Here is a 20005-nt window from a genome sequence, read left to right on the forward strand (position 1 = left end):
TTTTGGGGGACGAGTAGTCAGTCAGATGTATTGCGACTTGTTGTTAGAGCGTCAATGATGGTGTCTTTATTTTTTAGGCGTTTGATGGTGTGCCACAGCGTTTCTGCTTCAAGATAGCCTTTGGTGAGCATGCCAAGCCATTGCTTATAGCGACCAATTAAGCCTGATTGATTGTCTGTGTCGTCATCTAAAAATTCAATTTGAGCGTCAACGAGTGCCTGCCAGCTTAGTTCAATGTTTTGATTATGAATCTGGGCAATCAAATCAGGACGAGTAACCGCACCACGACCAAGCATAAGATGGGGTGTATTAGAGCGAATCATACAGCGGTGAGCATCATCTGCTGTCCAAATCTCACCGTTGGCGATGATGGGTAAGTCTAAAGTGGTAAAAGGTTCAATAAGCTCCCAATAGGCAGGTGGTTTATATCCTTGTGTTTTGGTGCGGGCATGAATGGTTAGCCAGCTGGCACCAGCACTGCGGACGGCGTCGCCAATTTCTTTCATCTTGGAGGTGTCGGTATAGCCTAGCCGAATCTTGGCAGAAACAGGCGTAAAGGAAGGCGTGCTGTGGCGTACAGCATGGATGATGCGATGAATACTCTCTGGCTCATCTAGTAGCACCGCACCGCCTTTGTGGTTATTGACTGTCTTGGCAGGACAGCCAAAATTCAGGTCAATGGCGTGTGCCCCAAGTGAGATGGCGGTGGCAGCACTTTGGCTCATGGTGTCAGGGTTGTTGCCCAGTAGCTGTACATGAATGGGTGTGCCACTTGCTGTTTTTCCATCGGTGTGTAACTCTGGCACATATTTGTAGAACACATGAGCAGGCAAAGGATAATGCGTTACCCGAATGAACTCACTGACAGACCAGTCATAGGGTGTGCCAAGTCGTGTGGCGATGTCAGTTAATATCCGCCGCATGAGTGGGTCGGTCAGCCCTTCCATTGGTGCAAGTAGGCGAACAGGGTGGGTGAATAGGTGTGAAAATGTGTTCATGGGGTCGGCTAAAATTATTTATAAATCAATTTTTTATCATCAAGTGCTAAACTTGCCATCAAATCACCAATATGGTGTATGTCTAGGACTTCTTTGGCACGAGTGCAGGCGACATACAGTAAGCGTAATTCTTCAGGAGAGATTTTGATGGTGTGGCGATTGATGTCGTACAAAAAATCATCGCTAATTTGTACACGAGACCATTCAAGCCCCTTTGCTTTGTGGGCGGTGGAAACCACATAATCTGCGTGGCTTTGGGTGGTTAGACTTTTAATGGCACTGGAGATTGTCTGTGTGCCATGCTCTTCGATGAGCTTTACCCAAGTTTTTAAATCAGACCCTTCGCCTGTCTCGCTAAATTCTTGCACTTCTCCCCAATGCTTAAAAAAAGCAAGCTCAGGCACGCCATAGGCAGATTTACCTGTTTTTAGGCTCTCGGCGGCATGACAAAACCGTAAAATTCGCTCACTATCAGCTTGTAGGGCGACTTTATGCCCTGCTTTTAGCCCTGTTAGTAAATGGCTGATAGCAGTGGCGTTGGTACGACACAAAATCGCATCTTTTTTCCCCTGAGCAAGCAGTTTGGCAATACGGCTTGAGATGGCAGGGTTGCCTTTTAGGGGGGTTTCTTCTTGTAGGGCGGTCAAAAATATATTTGCAACTTTGGCAATCTCATCACCAAAGCGAAACGATTGCGTTAGTAGGGTCTGTGGATAGGGTAGGCGTTTCATGGCATTTAATGCCCCACGCCATTCATAAATTTGTTGATGGGCATCGCCTACATAAATGGTTTGTTTGTCTTGGCGAATGAGTGCACCCATCATCAAGGGATCTGCGTCTTGTGCTTCATCAAATAAAATAAAGTCAGCAGGAATGATGGGGTTAGATAGTGTCCATAGTTTTAGGTAAATGTCGTGTCCGATGCCTGACTGATGGCGTGGGTCAATAGATTGCAACCATCGCATTTCTAGGGCAGGGTATAGTAGCTCTTGTAAGTGTTCACCATCAGCTTGGCTTAGCCATGATGGTGGAGTGATGTGGCGTGGGGCAGGATAGGCACTCGATGTTTTACAAAAATTGGTCAAGCCTTCATTGACGATATTGGCAAGTTTGGCGGGGGTGAGCGTAACTGATTTGTTAACACCGTCTATCTTTCTTTCCACTTGAATGGCGGATAAATTTAGCTCGCTAGCCAGTCGGCTGGGCGTTAGGCGTGGTAGACTAACCTTGGCGGTTACATCACGATTAACATGGCGATAAGCAAGAGAGTGGAAGGTCTGGCAGCGTACATTTCTTGGGAATTTGCTCTGAGCTTCGTTGGCGATGGACTTGTTGAATGCTAGGTACAGCCCCCGACCATTCATGTGGTCGCTGATGAGTTTTAAGGTGGTGGTTTTACCTGCACCTGCATAGGCAACGATTTTGAATGATTGTCCTGTCATTGCCATCTGTAAGGCAGCAAGCTGCTCATCGGTGGGTGCGTAGGTGGTGGCTGAACTCATGGGCAGATTAACTGATGACAAAACCGCATCATTATAGCATAGTTTTGTAAGGTTGTCGGCTTGACTTATGGTGTCAAGATTGACAAAGATTATGGCTTAGCGTTTGCTTGAGAAATAGCGTCTTTAGGGGAGGGTTCTTTGACCAAAATCTTTGCCATCAATAGACCAAACTCAAACAGTAGGCACATTGGAATGGCAAGCATGAGCATACTTGCTCCATCAGGTGGTGTAACGATGGCAGCAATAAAAAAACAACCAACGATGATATAGCGTCGTTTATCCGCCAACGCTTTTGGGCTGATGATACGCATTAGCACCAATAGTAAGGTTGCCACAGGTATCTCAAACATCACTCCAAATACAGCAAAAAGCTTAATCACAAAATCAAGATAGCTTTGAATGTCTGTCATTGGTAGGACATTATCAGGTGCAAACATCACAAAAAATTTGAGTGCAGGAACAAGCACCACAAAATAAGCAAACGCCACACCCACATAAAATAGTATGATGGCAGATAATAGTAATGGTAAGGCGGCTCGTTTTTCGTGCTTATAAAGAGCAGGTGAAACAAAGCCCCAAATCTGTGCAAGAATAAACGGCACAGTCAAAAATAGCGACACAAAAAAGGTTAGTTTAATTGGTGCTAAAAACCCAGATGCGACATCAGTGGCGATGAGACTGGCTTCTTTGGGCAATAGAGCAACCAGTGGGTTTGAGATAAAATCATATAATTCTCGGCTAAATCCAATCAATGCCAAGAACACCACGATGACCACCAAAAACATACGAATAAAGCGAGTCCGTAGCTCAGCAAAGTGTGCCATGAATGGCATATCGCCTTCATGACTGGGTGTGTGTTGCTTGGAGATGTTGATATCAGGGGTTAAATCGCTCACGCACCCCCCTGATGTAGCAGTTTATCTGCTTGATGATTGGGTAAAAAAGGCGGTGGTGGCAGACGGCGTTTTTTGTCATACTCGCCCAATAAGAACCAGCGGTTCACCATTGGCATATTAAATGCGGTTTCAAGTACTGCTGTTTTTTGGGCGTTGTGATGGTGGATTGGTGATTCATCATCATTTGTGCTTGTCTGCCAGCTTTCTAGAATGTGGTATTTGTTGGTGTGAGCGGTTTGTTCGGTCTGATCTATGGTGCGTTGGAGCTTGACTACTTGCTGTTTCATTGCCGCTTCTGACTCTTTGATTTTGGCAAGCTCGGCTTTGAGTTCTTCTTGAACTTCTAAAAGCTGCATTTCGCTGACAAACTCACTTTGCAGGCGTGCTGACATACGGCGAAATTTGCCGTACCATTTGCCCAGTGTGCGTGCTGCCAATGGCAGTTTTTCAGGACCAAGCACGATGAGTGCAATGATGCCAAATAAAGTCAGCTCAAAAAAACCAAGATTTGCCACAAATAAATCCTAAGTGATCAGCTGTCGCTTGGCTTGTCGTTTTTGATTTCTTTGATTTCAGCGATGATGGGTTTATTGTCGCTGTCAGAAAGTTTAGGTTTGTCTTCATCTTTAACAGCATCCTTAAAACCTTTAACAGCAGAACCTAAATCTTTGCCTGCATTTTTAAGTTTGCTTGTGCCAAAGATTACCACCACTACCAATAATAAAATGATCCAATGCGTGATTGAAAAACTACCCATAACCCATCCTTAAAAGATTACTTTGTTGTTTTAAAAATAGTCTAACACAAAATTTTAATAAAATGATGAAAATTTAGCTCATTTGGCTGTTATGACTGTACTGTACGGCTATTTTTTTCATCAATGCCCGACAACCCAAAGCGTCTGCCTAGCTCATCTAGTACTGCCTGCCCTGATAAGCCCAAGTGGTGCAAGGCGACCAAACCATGAAACCAAGTGTCCGCCACTTCATAGACAAGCTCGGATGCTGCCTTGTCATCATCAACGCCTTGGGTGCGAACAAGTTGCAGTTCTTTGGCAGAGATGATGGATTCAGTTGCTTCTTCGCCTACTTTTTCTAGGATTTTGTTTAATCCTTTGTGGTATAAACTTGCCACATAAGAGCTGTCTTTGTCAGCAAGTTTTCTTTCTGCTAGGATATCATCTAGTTTTGCGATGATGTTATCTATGCAAAGAGTGGCCGTGGTGTTTTTGTTGTGAACATGGTCGGCTTGGTTGCTTGTTGAGCTGTGAGACCTACCATAAATCTCATCAGGATTTTTGATGACCTGATCCACGGTTATCCATCTGCCTTCAGTGGTATCTAGCTTGTCATAAAAGCATGAGCGACGCCCTGTATGGCATGCGATATCACCAATCTGCGTAATGATTAGCACGATGACATCTTTATCACAATCGGTGCGTATTTCATGAACAATTTGAGCATGACCTGAGCTTTCGCCTTTATGCCATAGCTGATTGCGAGAGCGAGAGTAGTACACTGCTTGCCCTGTTTGTGCGGTAAGTGTCAGTGCTTCACGGTTTTGCCATGCCAACATTAGAATTTGCCCTGTATCACGGTCTTGGGCAATGGCAGGAATCAGCCCATCGGCATTAAATCGTAGAGCGTTAAGATAGTTCATCATTATCTCCTATTTTGCGATATTTTAGCACACTATCTAATGATCTGACTAATCTAAATGAGATAAAACATCTGCTGGTTTGTATTATTTGTCATAGTCAAGTCTTGCAATTTATTTTGTTATCTTTTATAATGTTGCTCCCACCTTCCGTTATTTGTTTTGAACAAATTGACAAAAAGGTTCATCGGTTGGGCAACCAACCTTTAACAAAGAGGTTACCATGAAAGTAAAATTAAAAACCAAGCGTGGTGCAGCTAAGCGTTTTAAAAAAACCGCTAATGGTTTTAAGCGTAAGCAAGCCTTCAAACGCCACATCTTGACCAAAAAGTCTCCTAAGCGTATCCGCCAACTTCGTGGTTGCGTGATGGTTCATGTCGCTGATGTTCCATCAATCCGCCGTATGTGCCCATACATTTAATTTAGGAGAATATAATGGCTCGTGTAAAACGTGGTGTACAGGCTAACCGCCGTCATAAAAAAGTTCTGGCTCGTGCAAAAGGTTACTACGGTGCTCGCTCTCGTGTGTATCGTGTTGCTGTACAAGCTGTGATGAAAGCAGGTCAATACGCATACCGTGACCGCCGTAACAAAAAACGCTCTTTCCGCCGTCTGTGGATTGCTCGTATTAATGCAGGTGCTCGTCTAAATGGTTTGTCATACAGCCGTCTTATCAATGGTCTTAAAAAGGCAAGCATTGAGATTGACCGCCGTATTCTAGCAGACATCGCCATGCATGATGCAGCAGCATTCACTGCAATCTGCGAAAAAGCAAAATCTGCTTTGGCATAAGTCTAAGCATATATTTAGTTTCGACTAAATTTAAAAACCGCAATACTCCGTGTTGCGGTTTTTTATTTACCTGCGTTTTGAAAGTGGGTAGTTGCTTATTTGAATGATTGGTCTATAAACAAGCCCACTCAATGAGTGGGCTATTTTCTAACTTTACCTATGGAGATGATGGTAGGGTGTTAGAAGCGATATACTGCACCTAACTCAACACCTTTTTTATCAACTTTGGTTTTATTATATTCTTCTTTAGAAAAACCGACATTAGCAAAACCAAGTAGATTTTTGCTGACATCATAAGAGGCACCCACATTCAGACCAACTACCTCTCCATCACCATAACCTTTATAGTTATCGGTATAAGAGATCTCAGCCCAAGTGGTTACAGAGTCTTTGGGTTTGTAAGCTACACCAGTAAACAATGCAAGCTCGTTATCATTGCTATTGTAGTCGGTGTATTGAGCTGTGCCATGCACCGACCATTGGTCGTTAATTGTATATTCACCAGAACCAAGTAGTGAATTTAGGTCATTGCCTGCACGAGTATAAGCGACATTTAGTGAGGTTTTATCTTTAGTGTATTGAGCACCGACAATGACAAAATCACGATCAACTGATTTTTCCTCTCCATTTTTAAAAGTAATAAAAGAGCGCGAACCTTTTTTACCTTCATCCATGCCATAGTGTATGAATGCGGTAGTAGTGTCGCTGTTGAATTTCGGTGTAGTATATAAAAAGCTATTATTTACCCAGTTACCTGCATGGCCAGAAAATGGACCAATGCCTGTCCCCCATAGCCATGCATTGCCTGTAACAAGATCATCGTCTTTTGAGATGGTGCGACCTGCTTGTAGACGGCCATAATCTGCATGGTTTAAGGCAATCCAACCTTGACGAGCAGAAAAGTTGGCACTAGTACTTTCAGCGACATCAACTCGATACTCTAAGCGATATTCTAGGTCAAGTTTATCTTTGAGCTTTTCTGAACCTTTAAAGCCGATACGAGAGTTACCTGTTGTAAACTTGGGTCGAGCCGAGTCTTTGGTGGTAATACCATTTTTGGTGGTTTCGGCACTTTCACTTGCAAAAGACATACGAATTTGACCATAGATGTCGGGGGCAGCAATGGCGACAGTAGAAAGTGTTGCAATGCTGGCTAGGGTGGCGACTTTGAGAGAAGTAGCTAAAACAGAATGTTTCATAGAAGTGTTTCCTTGTGGCTGATAATCCATGCACCATCAGTGACTTTAGTCCAAAAAGTGTAATAGTGCGACAGCAAAAATTTGCAATTCTACAATAAAGTATCAAAAATGCAATCTAAATATACAAATTTAAGACAATTATGTCAACAGGGTTTTGAAAAATTGTAAAATTTTTTTACATAAAATGATTTTTAAGAGTGGTTGTGCCCATTGGTATTTGTTGATTGGCAGAATAATTATTGTAACCAAAGCAAATCGCTTATTGATATTTGAAAATGAATTATTTACAATAAGTCGTTTATTTTTCTATAAAAAATCTGATAAAAGTTGTACATTTATGACCACAATACCCACCTTGAATCAGCCTTTAGCGAATCTTACAGAGCAGGATTTTGCTACATTTGGCGAATCGGCTTGCTCATTAATCCAGCACGCTCAAAGTGAAACAGAGCTGCAAGAACTTAAAGTTGCCTTGCAAGGCAAAAAAAGCGACATCACCACCTTGTCCAAGCAGATGGGTTCTTTAGATGCTGATGGCAAAAAAACCTACGGTGCATATTTGCATGAGTTACGCACCAAGATAACCGTAGCATTTGATGAGCGTGGACAGCTTTTGGCACAAAACGCCCTAAATGCTAAACTTGCCAGTGAGACAGTTGATGTCAGTTTGCCAGCACGAGGTGTGGCGATTGGTGGACTGCATCCCATTACGCAGGTAACCGAGCGTATGAAGCAGTTCTTTACTCAGGCAGGATTTAGCGTGGCGACAGGTCCTGAGGTGGAGAGTGATTATTATAACTTTGGGGCACTTAATATCCCAGATCATCACCCTGCTCGATCGATGCACGATACTTTTTATTTTGATGCCAATTATCTGTTGCGTACACATACTTCAGGTGTGCAGATTCGCACGATGGAGAAATCGGAGCCACCACTTCGCATCATCTGCCCTGGGCGTGTGTATCGCTCCGATAGCGACCAGACGCATTCACCAATGTTTCATCAGATGGAGGGCTTGATGATTTCTAAATCATCTAACTTTGCTGAGTTAAAAGGTGTGATTCATGAGTTTTTAAATGCTTTTTTTGGCAAACAGATGACCGTTCGTTTTCGCCCATCTTTCTTCCCATTTACCGAACCATCTGCTGAAGTGGATATCTTATCAGACAATGGCAAATGGCTAGAGGTTCTGGGCTGTGGTATGGTTCATCCACAGGTGCTGCGTAACTGTGGCATTGACCCTGACGAGTATACAGGATTTGCTTTTGGTCTTGGGATTGAACGCTTTGCCATGCTGTATTATGGTGTGAATGACTTGCGTTTATTTTTCCAAAATGACATCAGATTTTTAAAGCAATTCGCCTAAGAATTGGGCGACTGATGAATGGAAGCGGTCAAAATGAGTGGCAGGCCCAATCTTGATGAATATTGACACAAAATAGAGTTTTGAGAAATTTATGAAAATCAGCGAAAATTGGCTAAGACAATGGGTAAACCCCACCAACACTTCAGCAGAGCTTGGCGAACAACTGACGATGGCAGGGCTTGAACTTGATGATGCCCAGATGGTTGCACCGCCATTTAGTAGTGTGGTGGTTGGGGAGGTTATTACCTGTGAACAGCATCCAGATGCTGATCGTTTGCGTGTTACGACCGTCAATATCGGTCAACCAGAACTGCTACAAATTGTGTGCGGTGCACCGAATGTGCGAGCAGGGTTAAAAGTAGCGGTAGCGACAGTGGGTGCGGTATTGCCACCGATTGACGGCAAAGAGTTTAAAATTAAAAAAGGCAAACTGCGTGGTGTAGAATCTCAAGGCATGCTATGCGGTGCTTCAGAGATTGGCTTGGTTGATGAAATTGATGGCTTGCTTGAGTTGTCGCCTGATGCACCCATCGGTGTCTGTGTGCGAGAATATTTAAATTTAGATGCCATGATTTTTGACATTGCCATCACACCAAATCGTGGCGACTGTTTTAGTGCATTAGGTATTGCTCGTGAGATTTCGGTGATTAACCGTTTGCCATTAAATCACCCAGTCATCACTCAGGTTGCCCCAAGCATTAGCCAGACTCCCAGCGTTAAGGTGCTCAGCGATGATGCTTGCCCACGCTATTTAGCCCAGTATATTGGTAATATCGACCGCACGGTTAAAAGTCCTGCTTGGTTGATGGAGCATTTGACAGCGTCAGGGGTGCGTACACACAACTTTTTGGTTGATGTTACCAACTATGTGCTATTAGAGCTTGGTCAGCCACTTCACGCCTTTGATGCTGATAAAATCGTAGGCGATATTGTCGTGCGATTGGCACAAAAACAAGAACAGGTGGTGCTACTCAATGAGCAAAGCATTACTTTGACAGGTGATGAGCTGGTCATTGCCGATGATGAAGGTGTGCTTGCCTTGGCAGGTATCATGGGAGGGCTGCGTTCTGCTGTTAGCGATGAGACGACCAATATCGTGCTTGAGTCGGCACATTTTCATCAGCTTGCCATCGCAGCACGAGCCAGACGCTTTGGGCTACATACCGATGCCAGCCAGCGATTTGAACGAGGCGTGGATTTTGAGCTGCCATTGACGGCAATAAACCGTGCCACAGCATTGATTTGTGATATTGCAGGCGGTGAGGCAGGTCAGATTACCACCGTTGAAAACACACAAAAACTGCCTAAGCGTGAGGCAATTCATCTACCGTTAGCTAAGATTGAACAGCTATTGGGCATTAAGCCATCTGCTGATGAAGTGCTAGATATCTTAAATCGCTTGGGAATTGATAGTACAATCAACGGTGATGGTCTTATCTGTCAGCCACCAAGTCATCGTTTTGACATAAGCATTGCCGAAGATGTGGTTGAAGAGGTGGCTCGTATCTATGGTTATGATAAGATTGAGGCGACTTTACCAAGTTTTGCGGTGGACATGAGTCATGACGATACGGCAGATTTGACTTATGCCATCAAGGCAGTATTGGCGACTTCAGGTTATTTTGAGGCAGTGAGTTTTAGCTTTAGCGATGCCAAGATTGAGGCACTATTCAATGATGATCAGTTGGGATCGGTTCTGCCACTTGCCAACCCGATTTCATCAGAGCTTGCGGTGATGCGTCGTACTTTGCTATCTAGTATGTTGCCTGTGGTGTCGTATAATCTAAAACGCCAACAATCTCGTGTGCGTCTGTTTGAAACAGGGTTATCGTTTATTGGTCAAGACATCAAAGATTTGGTACAGACCCCAAGTCTTGCTATCGTTGCTACAGGTCTTGTGGCAGATGAGGGCATTTATGACAAGCGAGAAATGGACTTTTTTGATTTAAAGCGTGATATTGAAAGTCTATTGCCAAAGCGTCTAGATAAGAGTGCAGTTGAATACCAACGAGCGGATTTGGTGTTTTTGCATCCTGGTCAAAGTGCTTATCTGGTAGTGAATGGAGAAAAACTAGGTTGGTTTGGTCAGTTGCACCCAAGTATTGCCAAAGCACTTGATTTGCCTAGTGTATGGGTAGCACAATTTGCTTTAGAGGGTTTGATTGACCTGCATCGTGCAAAAAATACCATTCATTCACCAAGTAAATTCCCAAGCGTTCGCCGTGATTTGGCATTTTTGGCGGATACTTCGGTGGTCTGGCAAGATTTGATTGCGGATATTCGTGGGGCGGCAGGGCAATATTTGAGCGATTTGTGGCTGTTTGATGTCTATCAAGGCGAGCATTTACCAGAGGGTAAAAAATCATTGGCGTTTGCGATGTTATTTCAAAATGCCGATGCCACACTTGAAGACGAAACCATCAAGACCGCAATGGATGATGTCGTCAAGGTTTTAACTGACAGACACGGCGTGCAGCTTCGTGACGGCTGATTAACACATCAACTGAAGGTACAATGGGATAACAAGGAAAAATCATGAGTGCATTAACCAAGGCTGATATGATTGACCGCTTGACCATTCGCCTACGCATCACTCGCCAAGATGCTAGGCAAATTGTCGATAAGTTTTTTGAAGAAATTAGTCAAAATTTGGCAGATGGCAGAGAGGTTAAAATCTCAGGCTTTGGCAATTTTGTACTAAAAGACAAAAAACCAAGACCGGGTAGAAATCCAAAAACTGGCGAAAGCATTCCTGTCAAAGCAAGGCGAGTAGTTACTTTTAAGGCAGGTCAAAAATTTCGTACTCGAGTTGAGATGGAAAGCGACCACCAATAATAATCTGGGCAAAAGCTAGCTTATTTTTAGTTGAAAAGTGGGTATGCCTTTGTTATAATATCGGTTCATTTTTCCCACTTAAGTTGGCTAATAGATGATAAGGCATGGTGCGACATACCAAAGTTGGTTGGTGATGGCGTGGCTATGTTTGATTGCCTAAGAATTGGTTTTGCGGGCAGTTTTTATTAGTGCTTAGGTTTATTGGACAATTATCATGCGTAAAGACATTCACCCAGATTACAAAGAAGTTCTATTTCACGACACCAATGCTGATGTGTACTTCCTAACTCGCTCAACCGTTGCCACTAAAGCAACTCGTGAATACGAAGGTAAAGAGTACCCATATTTCCCGCTTGATATCTCAAGTGCTTCTCACCCATTCTACACTGGTGAGCAACGCAAGGCATCTAACGAAGGTCGTGTTGCCAGCTTCAACAAGCGTTTTGGCGCGTTTGCAAGCCGTGGCAAAAAAGCCTAATCATATTTGTGCTTTACAATGTGCTCAAAAACCGTCCTTATGGGGGCGGTTTTTGGTGTTTGGGAAATGATTATATGAGTTGTGCTAAAATACAATAAAATTGGTTGATTTTCTGAACAAATAGATGACGAATCAAGCACATCGTGATAGACTATGCGTATTTATTGACTGACTTTTTGAGTCTCATCTGAAGACGAATAAACTGGGGTAATTATGGAACAAAGTGTGCAATTGCTCATGACCATACTGGCTATGGTTGCTGGGCTGATTTTGATTGTGCTAGCGGTAGTGCGTCTTATTAAGGCGAAGCAGGTGGGTGATGTTGAAACAGATGTTCAGCACAAGGACGGTTTGCCCATCACACCAAGAGATGAGCGTATGTCGCAAACAGCCACTAAAGCGACGCCACAAGATGATGAAGATACAGATGCACTAAGTAATATGGCGGCGGTCGCTGCATCATCGCCTGTAGTAAATGCCGATAGGACGCCAGAGTCGCCCACTAAGGCGTCAGCAATTTATGAAGCACCAATTGACCAAAACTCCACTCAGGTGAGCGGTCTGGACGAGCAAGTTCATGATTTGGATATGCCAGACTTCCAAGAAGCAACTGAATTGACTCAGCCTGCTAGCGAACAAAAAGCACCGCTAATAGACAGACACCTATCTCAGGAAGTCAGCTCTGATCAAAACAATGGACCATTATTAAACGCTAAAGATACTGTAACCATTGTCATCACGCCACGCAATTTTTTTACGGGCTTGCCAGGTAAGAGTATCTTGGGGCTGGTGCGTGAATATGGGCTAAAATACGGTGTAATGGAGATGTTCCATCGTTACGAACATGAGAATGGCACAGGTGATTTGTGGTTTAGTATGCTTGGGGCGAATGATGCAGGCGTGCAATCTTTTGACCTAAACACTTTATCAGAAAGTCGTTTTAATACCATTTTGTTGTTCTTGTCATTGCCACATCCTTACGCTTTGCGTGGTTTTGATAGCATGGTATCGACCGCACAGATGATTGCTAGCGATATTGACGCAGATTTGTACGATGAGCAAGGCGAGCTGTTAAACGATGAAAGACTTGCTAAATTGCGTGCTGATATCGCCAATTATCAATAATCAATGAATTGATGCAAAACCGTCTTTTAAGGCGGTTTTTGTGTTATTTGCCAAGACAACCCTTGCCACAAACCACCGTCAAAACCTATCAACCCAATATTTGAGTGAGCCATGACAGATTTATTCAGCTTTAATGACCAATCTAACAACCAAGACGCATCTGATGAGATGGGCGTTATTGGGCGGATGCGTCTTTTGATTGACGCCCTAAAAAAACACAATCACGCCTATTATGTACTAGATAATCCAACCATCTTGGATGATGAATATGATAGCCTAAGACAACAGCTGATTAAGCTAGAGACTGATTTTTCTGCCCTAAAACAGCCTGACAGCCCTACAGATAAAGTGGGTGATGCCCCTTTGCCTGCGTTTGTTCAGGTACCACATGACCTTGCCATGTTGTCTTTGGGCAATGTTTTTAGCCTAGATGAGTTATCCGCCTTCATGAATCGTATTAACGATCGCCTAGATGCTAAAAATCAGAATCCTGAATACGAAATGGAGTTGAAATTAGATGGTCTGGCAGTATCCTTAAAATATGTGAATGGTGTGTTTACCCAAGCCATTACTCGTGGCGATGGGCGTATTGGTGAAGACATTACGCACAATGTCCGCACTATTTGTAACTTACCACAGGTATTGCCCGCCTGCCAAGATATTGCTTTGCTTGAGGTGCGTGGTGAGGTGCTAATGCCAAAGGCAGGTTTTGAGAAATTAAACCGCCAAAGCCAAGAGCGTGGAGAAAAAGTCTTTGCCAACCCCAGAAATGCTGCCGCAGGTTCGCTTCGCCAGCTTAATCCTGCCATTGCTGCCGCTCGTCCTTTGGCGTTCTATGCTTACTCGGTAAATCAAGGATTACCCCAGAATATCGCCACTCAAAGCGGGGCTTTGCAATATCTACAGACGCTCGGCTTTGAGACTGCACCTTTTGATACGGCTGCCACGCCCATAGGTGTGCAAGATTTCTATGAACACATTATCAAGACTCGTGCTAGTTTGCCGTTTGAGATTGATGGCGTGGTAGTGAAAGTTAATTCATTGCAGCTACAAAGTGATTTGGGTTTTTTAAGCCGTGAGCCACGCTGGGCAACTGCTTATAAGTTTACGGCTGAAAGTGCCGTAACCAAACTTTTGGCGGTAGAATGGCAAGTGGGGCGTACAGGTCAGCTTACCCCTGTGGGTAAGCTAGAGCCTGTCAATGTGGGTGGTGTTACGGTAAGCAATGTTACTTTACATAACTTTGGCGAGATTGGACGGCTTGGACTGATGGTTGGTGATATGGTTAGCATTCACCGAGCAGGCGATGTCATTCCAAAGGTATCGAGTGTATTGGCTGAGCTTAGGGGTGCTGATGTTAGCCCTGTGTATCTGCCGAAGAGTTGCCCTGTTTGTGAGTCTGAGGTGGTGTTGCCAGAAGGAGAGGCTTTGGCACGCTGTACAGGTGGTTTGTATTGCCCCGCTCAATCAAAAGAGGCTTTGGTGCATTTTGTCTCACGCCGTGCGATGGATATTGATGGTCTAGGGGAGCAGTGGCTGATTAAATTCTTTGAAATGGGATTGATTAAGACGGTGGCGGATATCTACACGCTAAGCAATCACCAAGAGCATCTTGTAACGCTAGAAGGTTTGGGTGAAAAATCCGTTGCTAATATGCTAAATGCCATTGAAAAATCAAAAAATACCACACTGTCTCGCTTTATTTTTGCGTTAGGCATTCGTGGGGTGGGTGAGTCAACAGCACTGAATTTGGCACACTATTTTTGTGATTTTGAGGCACTAAGACAGGCGGATGTTGCTACGCTTGTTGGTGTGCCTGATGTGGGCGACATCACCGCCCATAGTATCAATGATTTTTTTGATAGTGCACACAACAATGAGGTCATTGATGCACTACTAAATTCAGGTGTGGCATGGGAGGCGATGACCAAGAGTGCTTTAAATACACCGCTTGAGGGTCAGACTTGGGTGGTAACAGGTACGCTGTCTGCGATGGGGCGAGATGAGGCAAAAGCTCATTTGCAGGCGTTAGGGGCAAAAGTATCAGGCTCGGTATCTGCTAGGACCGGTGTGCTACTGGCGGGTGAAAAGGCGGGCTCTAAGCTAGCTAAGGCTAACGAGCTTGGCATAAAAATCGTTGATGAAGAGGCGTTCTTGGCTCTGCTTGGTGAACATGGGCGTGTGTGATGCTACTAAGAGCAAATATGGTGTTGTGCTTGACTTTACTAATGGTTATGATGGATTATCAAATATAAATATTAAGTTATGAATAAGGCAAATGATGGGCAATCAGCATACGCAACCTAGAAGCAAAAGTGATGTACTGTCAATGGCTGGACTGTTGATTGGTTGTGTTTTGTTTGGACTTGGGAGTTTGATTGTTGCTCATGTTGATGGTCTAGGTGGCTTTGCGATGGCGTTCTGGCGACTGTTCATCTCAGCCTGTATTTTCTGGGTGCTTTCCATGATTTGTCGTCAAGCCTTTCCCACTAGCAAAAAATCCATTGCTTTGGCTTTGGCATCAGGAGTGGCATTGGGGCTTGACTTGGCATTGTGGCATGAGAGCATCTATGCAGTAGGACCAGGTATCTCTACCTTGTTAAATAGCTTACAAATATTCTTTTTGGCATTTATTGCTTTTTTGTGGTTTGGTGAAAAACAAAACAAAATACAGCTGATGAGCCTTGCCATGGCATCGATTGGTGTGATATTCATTGCTAGCCCTGAGTTTGCAACCAATGATGCGGCATTATGGGGCTTTGTTGCTGGTATTGCTTCAGGCGGTTTTTTGGCGTTATCAATGGCGTATATTCGCCGTGTACATGAAGTAGCCAAAGTTGCCATATTGCCTATGATGACCATCATTGGTACAGGTGGAGCAATGGCACTTTTGCCCATGATGTTTTTGTGGAATGATGGGCAAATTTTGCCAATGACCATGAGTGAGTGGGGCTGGGTTTTGGTTTATGGTGCTGTCATGCAGTGCTTGGCTTGGGGCTTGATTGGTTATTCTATTCCAAAGTTAGCATTATCTTTGACAGGGCTTTTGTTGTTGTCTGAGCCTGTAGCAGCACTACTCATTGATTATTTTTGGTTGGATAAAGCGATCAACGCATGGCAATGGGGTGGGGCATTTTTGGTGATGCTTGCCATTTATTTAGGTTCATTTGGGGCAAAAAACCATTAATGTTGCCATCAGCCAAAAAAGAGATACTCCTTTTTTGGCTGAATTGTTCATTGGATTATTGTTTTGGTGTGATTTTGATGGGTAGCACCAGACCTTCGCCAAATTTATCGGCAAAGATATAGTCTCGTTCATCAGCGATGACATTGTCTGTGGTATGGATAATGAGAGCCATATTTGCTCCATCTACAAGCTCATGACCTAGATAACTGTTCTCAAGTTGGTCAAGTAGTTTGCCTAAGGCTTCAGGGGATGCCATGCTTACGACAATGCTATGCTGTGCTTCGCCATCGCTGATTTTATGGGCAGTGGCGTAGTTTTTGACTGCTTGGCTATCAATGGCGATGGGGTATGGATAGTTTGCTAGGTCGGCTCGGGGTGTTTTTGTATCAATGAGCGACCAGTCGATTTGAATTTTACCATCCGGTGTGGTTATGGGCTGTGACTCGATGGCGTCATCAGCATCAGATAAGATATCAGTTGGTGCTTGGCTACTATGTGCGTTGGTGGTGCTTTTTGTGGTCTGTAATGGTTCAGGTTGTGTGCAGGCAGTCAGATAGCACAATAGACCAAGACTTAGAATTTTTTTCATGATAAACCTTGAGTGATAAGAATGTGAAAATGCGTTTATTTTAGCGTAATTTTTGTACCAGATTTAATAAAATTCATGACGAATTGACTATTAAAATGATTAACATTGTTTTCGCTGGTCAATAACCTGCGTGTAAAGGCGTGGTAGTCCCGCATGTTTTGACTGTTCACTACCAGCATGAAGTCATAATTTCCAGAAATCTCATAGCACATCATCACCTGCGGTTCAGCAGACATGATCCGCTCAAACCGTTGTTGCATGGAAACATTAGAAGTGGCCATTTTAATCATGACTAACACTGTCAATCCATAGCCGACTTTCAGTGGGTTGATGATGGCAACCTGACGGTCAATGACTTGTTGTTCGATGAGTGTGTTGATTCTGCGTTGGGCGGTAGCGATAGAGATGCGTGCATGCTCAGCAATGATTTTTAGGGGTGTGGTGGCATCATCTTGTAGTAGGTTTAAGATGACTTTATCGGTATCGTCTAGAGTGTGATTCATGGCGGAGTATTCATAAAATAATTTTACGCAATTCTGTTAGTCTGTGAGAAATTTTATCAAAAATATAAAAAATTTGCAAAATAAAAGCATATTTTATAAAGAATCCAAAATTTTTATCAACAACTTCCCTTAAAATAAGTGCGATGATTTAATGCAAAAAAAGCAGGCATTCATGAGTAATAACACATCTACCGCCATCAATCAATCCACAAACACGAGTCGTCAGAAATTCATCCTAGGGGTGGTCCTGGCAGTTTTTGCCAATGTTTTGTTTGGCGTGCTTTATTCTTATGGTCAATGGTTATCGCCGTTGTCGGGTACGAGCGTGTTTTTGTGGCGAATGGTAATGATTTTGGGGTGCCTGCTCATCTTTTTGGTGTTTAGTGGTCAAATCAAGAGCGTTATCGGCGACCTAAAAGCGGTGCATGGCGTTAAGGCGTGGGCGTGGTTGCTACTGCCGACCCCAATTTTTGGTAGTCAACTATGGCTATTTATGTGGGCACCGTTAAATCAGCAGGGCGTACAGACGGCGATGGGGTATTTTTTATTTCCTTTGGTGATGGTGCTGTTTGGTTGTATATTTTTTAAAGAAAAACTGACCAAGGTTCAGTGGCTTGCTGTATTGTTGGCGGTGGCAGGTGTGGCATTGGAGATTATGCGGACAGGTGAGCTAAGTTGGGCGACTTTTTGGGTCTGTATGACTTACCCCATCTATTATGTCATGCGTCGTGTGCAAAAGGTGCGTGCCATCACAGGCATGTTTGTGGATGCGGTGCTAATCGCCCCATTTTGCTTGATATACCTATTGATGTATGATCAGAATGTGAGTATGGTGTTGCAAAATGGTTGGTTATTTCTAAAAGTCGTAGGGTTGGGTGTGATTAGCATATTGGCACTACAATCGCATCTAGAAGCAAATCGACTCCTGCCTGTTAGTCTGTTTGGTTTGGTGGGCTATCTTGAACCTGCGTTGCTGTTCTTGTTGGCAGTAACGGTGCTTGGCGGTACATTTACACTAGATATGCTAGCTAGCTATGGGTTGATTTGGGCAGGTATTTTATGCTTGATAGTACAAGGCATGAGTACCATCAGTGGTAATAAAAACAAGCCTGCCTAACTTTTTTGATGGCATCATTAGCATATCAAAGAGATTAAACACACAGCCTCTTTGATATGGCTTGTTGTCAATGTTGTAAATAGGCTAATTTAGCGTAAGTCCGCCTTAAAGCCACGCTTTTTATCCATTTGCCAATCACGCTCTTTGAGGGTCGCTCTTTTGTCGTGTAGTTTTTTGCCTTTGGCAAGAGCGATTTCACATTTGACTCGTGATGCTTTCCAATAGCATGACAGTGGCACGACCGCATAGCCTTTTTGATTGACCATGCCAAATAATTTGTCAATCTCACGGCGGTTTAATAGCAACTTTCTGGTACGAATGTTGTCAGGGTTTATGTGAGTTGAACTGGTTAATAGCGGTTGAATGTGTGCTCCGAACAAGAATGCTTCGCCATTTTTAAAGATAACATAGGCATCGGTGATGGTCATTTTGCCTGCTCGAATGGATTTAACTTCCCAGCCTTCTAAGGCCAATCCTGCCTCAAAAGTTTCTTCAATAAAATATTCATGCCTTGCTTTTTTGTTGGCACAGATTTGGTTACTTGGTTTTTTTGCCATGATAATTGTCCAGTTTTTGTATTTTTTGTTTAATCTTGATTGGTATTATAACAAATTATCTTAGCAGATAAAGTAGCCCATCTGTTAATTGTGAAAATCTGTCCAAAAACACAAAAAATTGTCAAATCAATTTGCCTTTGTGGTTGATAATTGATACCATGCTAGCTTATATTGATTTTTATAATTTTTTGATAATTAACAAACTAAAAAGGAATGCGTTCATGCTAAACAGTGCATCTACCATTGAAACCCTGCTCAATCACCGCTCAATACGCAAATACACAGGCGAGTCGATTTCTGATGAGGCGTTAACTACCATCTTGGAAGCAGGGCGTGCGGTATCAACTTCTAGTTTTTTGCAGGCAACCAGTATCATTCGTGTGATTGATACCAATAAGCGTACCGCTTTGCGTCAGATTTCGTGCGACATGAGTGAAGATGAATACACTCAGGCATTGGCAGAGGGTAAGCGATTGGGTCATGGCTATGTGGAGTCATGTGCAGAATATTTGGTTTTTTGTATGGATGCTCATCGTCACAATCAGCTTGCCGATGTGCAGACAGACTGGATGGAAGTGACGCTTATTGGTGCTATTGACGCAGCACTTATGGCACAAAATATCCTTGCCGCCGCCGAGAGCTTGGGTCTAGGTGGTGTATATATTGGCTCGCTTCGCAACGATATTGAGCGTGCAGGTGAAATTTTGGGCTTGCCAAAGCATGTTGTGCCATTGTTTGGATTATGTTTGGGGCATCCTGATTGGGAATCTAAGATTAACCAATCACAAAGACCGCGTTTGCCACTACAAACGCTGGTTTCTACTGATACTTATCAAATCGCTAGCGATGATGTGCTTGCCACTTATAATGAGCAGGTGCGTGAATACTATCAGGGGCGTGGTCTTGATTTGGATTGGAAGGCTCAAATTGCTGCAACATTTGGTGGCGAAGTGCGTCCTTTCATGTTAGACTACCTACAAAAGCAAGGTTTTGCCAAGCGCTGATTAGCCTAACAAAACCTTTATTATTATGGTCATGATTTACCGTGAGTGGTTTTATGAATTATCTTGGCTTATAATTGCTCAAATTATAGTTATTTTGTTTAGTCGGGGTGCTGTCATAGATGGCTGAGATGATACCCGTGAACCTGTTCAGTTAATGCTGTCGTAGGAAACTAACCATGTTGATCATTCCTTGTGCCGCTT

Annotated in this window: 21 protein-coding genes and 1 riboswitch; of the genes, 11 read left to right on the top strand and 10 right to left on the bottom strand. The window is 43.5% G+C overall.

What is annotated here, in order from left to right:
* Window positions 1–17 precede the first annotated feature (17 nt).
* From LU276_RS00430 to hisIE, 6 genes are all read right to left on the bottom strand, one after another.
* On the bottom strand, window positions 18–998 hold the full coding sequence (locus LU276_RS00430) for a tRNA dihydrouridine synthase (RefSeq protein ID WP_284673756.1): 981 nt from the start codon (window positions 996–998) through the stop codon (window positions 18–20).
* 14 nt (window positions 999–1012) lie between these two features.
* The gene (locus tag LU276_RS00435; protein ID WP_284673757.1) at window positions 1013–2500 is read right to left on the bottom strand and encodes a UvrD-helicase domain-containing protein; all 1488 of its coding nucleotides are present in this window, start codon (window positions 2498–2500) and stop codon (window positions 1013–1015) included.
* An 89-nt stretch (window positions 2501–2589) separates the two neighbouring features.
* Window positions 2590–3333 (bottom strand): twin-arginine translocase subunit TatC, encoded by a 744-nt coding sequence (gene tatC / locus LU276_RS00440; protein WP_284674534.1) that lies wholly within the window; start codon window positions 3331–3333, stop codon window positions 2590–2592.
* Between the two features lie 59 nt (window positions 3334–3392).
* Entirely contained in the window at window positions 3393–3911 is a 519-nt protein-coding gene (tatB, locus tag LU276_RS00445; protein ID WP_284673758.1) for a Sec-independent protein translocase protein TatB, read from the bottom strand.
* 17 nt (window positions 3912–3928) lie between these two features.
* Window positions 3929–4153 (bottom strand): Sec-independent protein translocase subunit TatA, encoded by a 225-nt coding sequence (tatA, locus tag LU276_RS00450; RefSeq protein WP_284673759.1) that lies wholly within the window; start codon window positions 4151–4153, stop codon window positions 3929–3931.
* Window positions 4154–4242: 89 nt separating this feature from the next.
* On the bottom strand, window positions 4243–5055 hold the full coding sequence (hisIE, locus tag LU276_RS00455) for a bifunctional phosphoribosyl-AMP cyclohydrolase/phosphoribosyl-ATP diphosphatase HisIE (protein ID WP_373628504.1): 813 nt from the start codon (window positions 5053–5055) through the stop codon (window positions 4243–4245).
* A gap of 220 nt (window positions 5056–5275) precedes the next feature.
* On the opposite strand from hisIE, the gene rpmI reads away from it, so the two are divergent.
* Window positions 5276–5473 (top strand): 50S ribosomal protein L35, encoded by a 198-nt coding sequence (gene rpmI, locus LU276_RS00460; RefSeq protein ID WP_029102391.1) that lies wholly within the window; start codon window positions 5276–5278, stop codon window positions 5471–5473.
* Window positions 5474–5487: 14 nt separating this feature from the next.
* On the top strand, window positions 5488–5844 hold the full coding sequence (gene rplT, locus LU276_RS00465) for a 50S ribosomal protein L20 (protein WP_029102390.1): 357 nt from the start codon (window positions 5488–5490) through the stop codon (window positions 5842–5844).
* Window positions 5845–6023: 179 nt separating this feature from the next.
* Here rplT and LU276_RS00470 read toward each other — a convergent pair whose 3' ends face one another.
* On the bottom strand, window positions 6024–7043 hold the full coding sequence (locus LU276_RS00470; RefSeq protein ID WP_284673761.1) for a porin: 1020 nt from the start codon (window positions 7041–7043) through the stop codon (window positions 6024–6026).
* 337 nt (window positions 7044–7380) lie between these two features.
* Here LU276_RS00470 and pheS point away from each other — a divergent pair, with 337 nt between their 5' ends.
* The 7 genes from pheS to LU276_RS00505 all read left to right on the top strand — a co-directional run bounded on the left by pheS (window position 7381) and on the right by LU276_RS00505 (window position 16034).
* The gene (gene pheS / locus LU276_RS00475; RefSeq protein WP_284673762.1) at window positions 7381–8409 is read left to right on the top strand and encodes a phenylalanine--tRNA ligase subunit alpha; all 1029 of its coding nucleotides are present in this window, start codon (window positions 7381–7383) and stop codon (window positions 8407–8409) included.
* Between the two features lie 91 nt (window positions 8410–8500).
* Window positions 8501–10900, top strand: a complete 2400-nt coding sequence (gene pheT, locus LU276_RS00480) for a phenylalanine--tRNA ligase subunit beta (protein ID WP_284673763.1) — start codon at window positions 8501–8503, stop codon at window positions 10898–10900.
* 44 nt (window positions 10901–10944) lie between these two features.
* Window positions 10945–11244 carry an integration host factor subunit alpha gene (locus tag LU276_RS00485; RefSeq protein WP_284673764.1) on the top strand — a complete coding sequence of 100 codons (300 nt, stop codon included), beginning with the start codon at window positions 10945–10947 and terminating at the stop codon, window positions 11242–11244.
* Between the two features lie 214 nt (window positions 11245–11458).
* Window positions 11459–11722, top strand: coding sequence for a type B 50S ribosomal protein L31 (locus LU276_RS00490; protein WP_284673765.1), 264 nt, complete (start codon window positions 11459–11461; stop codon window positions 11720–11722).
* A gap of 237 nt (window positions 11723–11959) precedes the next feature.
* Entirely contained in the window at window positions 11960–12847 is an 888-nt protein-coding gene (locus tag LU276_RS00495; RefSeq protein ID WP_284673766.1) for a cell division protein ZipA C-terminal FtsZ-binding domain-containing protein, read from the top strand.
* A 111-nt stretch (window positions 12848–12958) separates the two neighbouring features.
* Complete coding sequence (gene ligA, locus LU276_RS00500) at window positions 12959–15034, top strand: NAD-dependent DNA ligase LigA (RefSeq protein ID WP_418001267.1); 2076 nt, start codon at window positions 12959–12961, stop codon at window positions 15032–15034.
* Window positions 15035–15125: 91 nt separating this feature from the next.
* Window positions 15126–16034, top strand: coding sequence for a DMT family transporter (locus LU276_RS00505; protein WP_284673767.1), 909 nt, complete (start codon window positions 15126–15128; stop codon window positions 16032–16034).
* A gap of 55 nt (window positions 16035–16089) precedes the next feature.
* Here LU276_RS00505 and LU276_RS00510 read toward each other — a convergent pair whose 3' ends face one another.
* Both LU276_RS00510 and LU276_RS00515 read right to left on the bottom strand, forming a co-directional pair.
* Window positions 16090–16623: a hypothetical protein gene (locus LU276_RS00510; protein WP_284673768.1), complete on the bottom strand. Its 534-nt coding sequence runs from the start codon at window positions 16621–16623 to the stop codon at window positions 16090–16092.
* 35 nt (window positions 16624–16658) lie between these two features.
* The gene (locus tag LU276_RS00515; RefSeq protein WP_284673769.1) at window positions 16659–17126 is read right to left on the bottom strand and encodes an Lrp/AsnC family transcriptional regulator; all 468 of its coding nucleotides are present in this window, start codon (window positions 17124–17126) and stop codon (window positions 16659–16661) included.
* Between the two features lie 172 nt (window positions 17127–17298).
* Between LU276_RS00515 and rarD the strand changes: the two genes are divergently transcribed.
* A complete protein-coding gene (gene rarD, locus LU276_RS00520) occupies window positions 17299–18243 on the top strand; it encodes an EamA family transporter RarD (RefSeq protein WP_284673770.1) in 945 nt (314 codons plus the stop codon).
* 89 nt (window positions 18244–18332) lie between these two features.
* On the opposite strand, the gene smpB is transcribed toward rarD, so the two are convergent.
* Window positions 18333–18800, bottom strand: coding sequence for an SsrA-binding protein SmpB (gene smpB, locus LU276_RS00525; protein ID WP_284673771.1), 468 nt, complete (start codon window positions 18798–18800; stop codon window positions 18333–18335).
* A gap of 221 nt (window positions 18801–19021) precedes the next feature.
* On the opposite strand from smpB, the gene nfsA reads away from it, so the two are divergent.
* The gene (gene nfsA, locus LU276_RS00530) at window positions 19022–19804 is read left to right on the top strand and encodes an oxygen-insensitive NADPH nitroreductase (RefSeq protein WP_284673772.1); all 783 of its coding nucleotides are present in this window, start codon (window positions 19022–19024) and stop codon (window positions 19802–19804) included.
* A 93-nt stretch (window positions 19805–19897) separates the two neighbouring features.
* A riboswitch (TPP riboswitch) is annotated at window positions 19898–19990 on the top strand.
* Window positions 19991–20005 lie beyond the last annotated feature (15 nt).

The organism is Moraxella haemolytica (assembly GCF_030177935.1).
GTDB classification, from domain to species: Bacteria; Pseudomonadota; Gammaproteobacteria; order Pseudomonadales; family Moraxellaceae; genus Moraxella; species Moraxella haemolytica.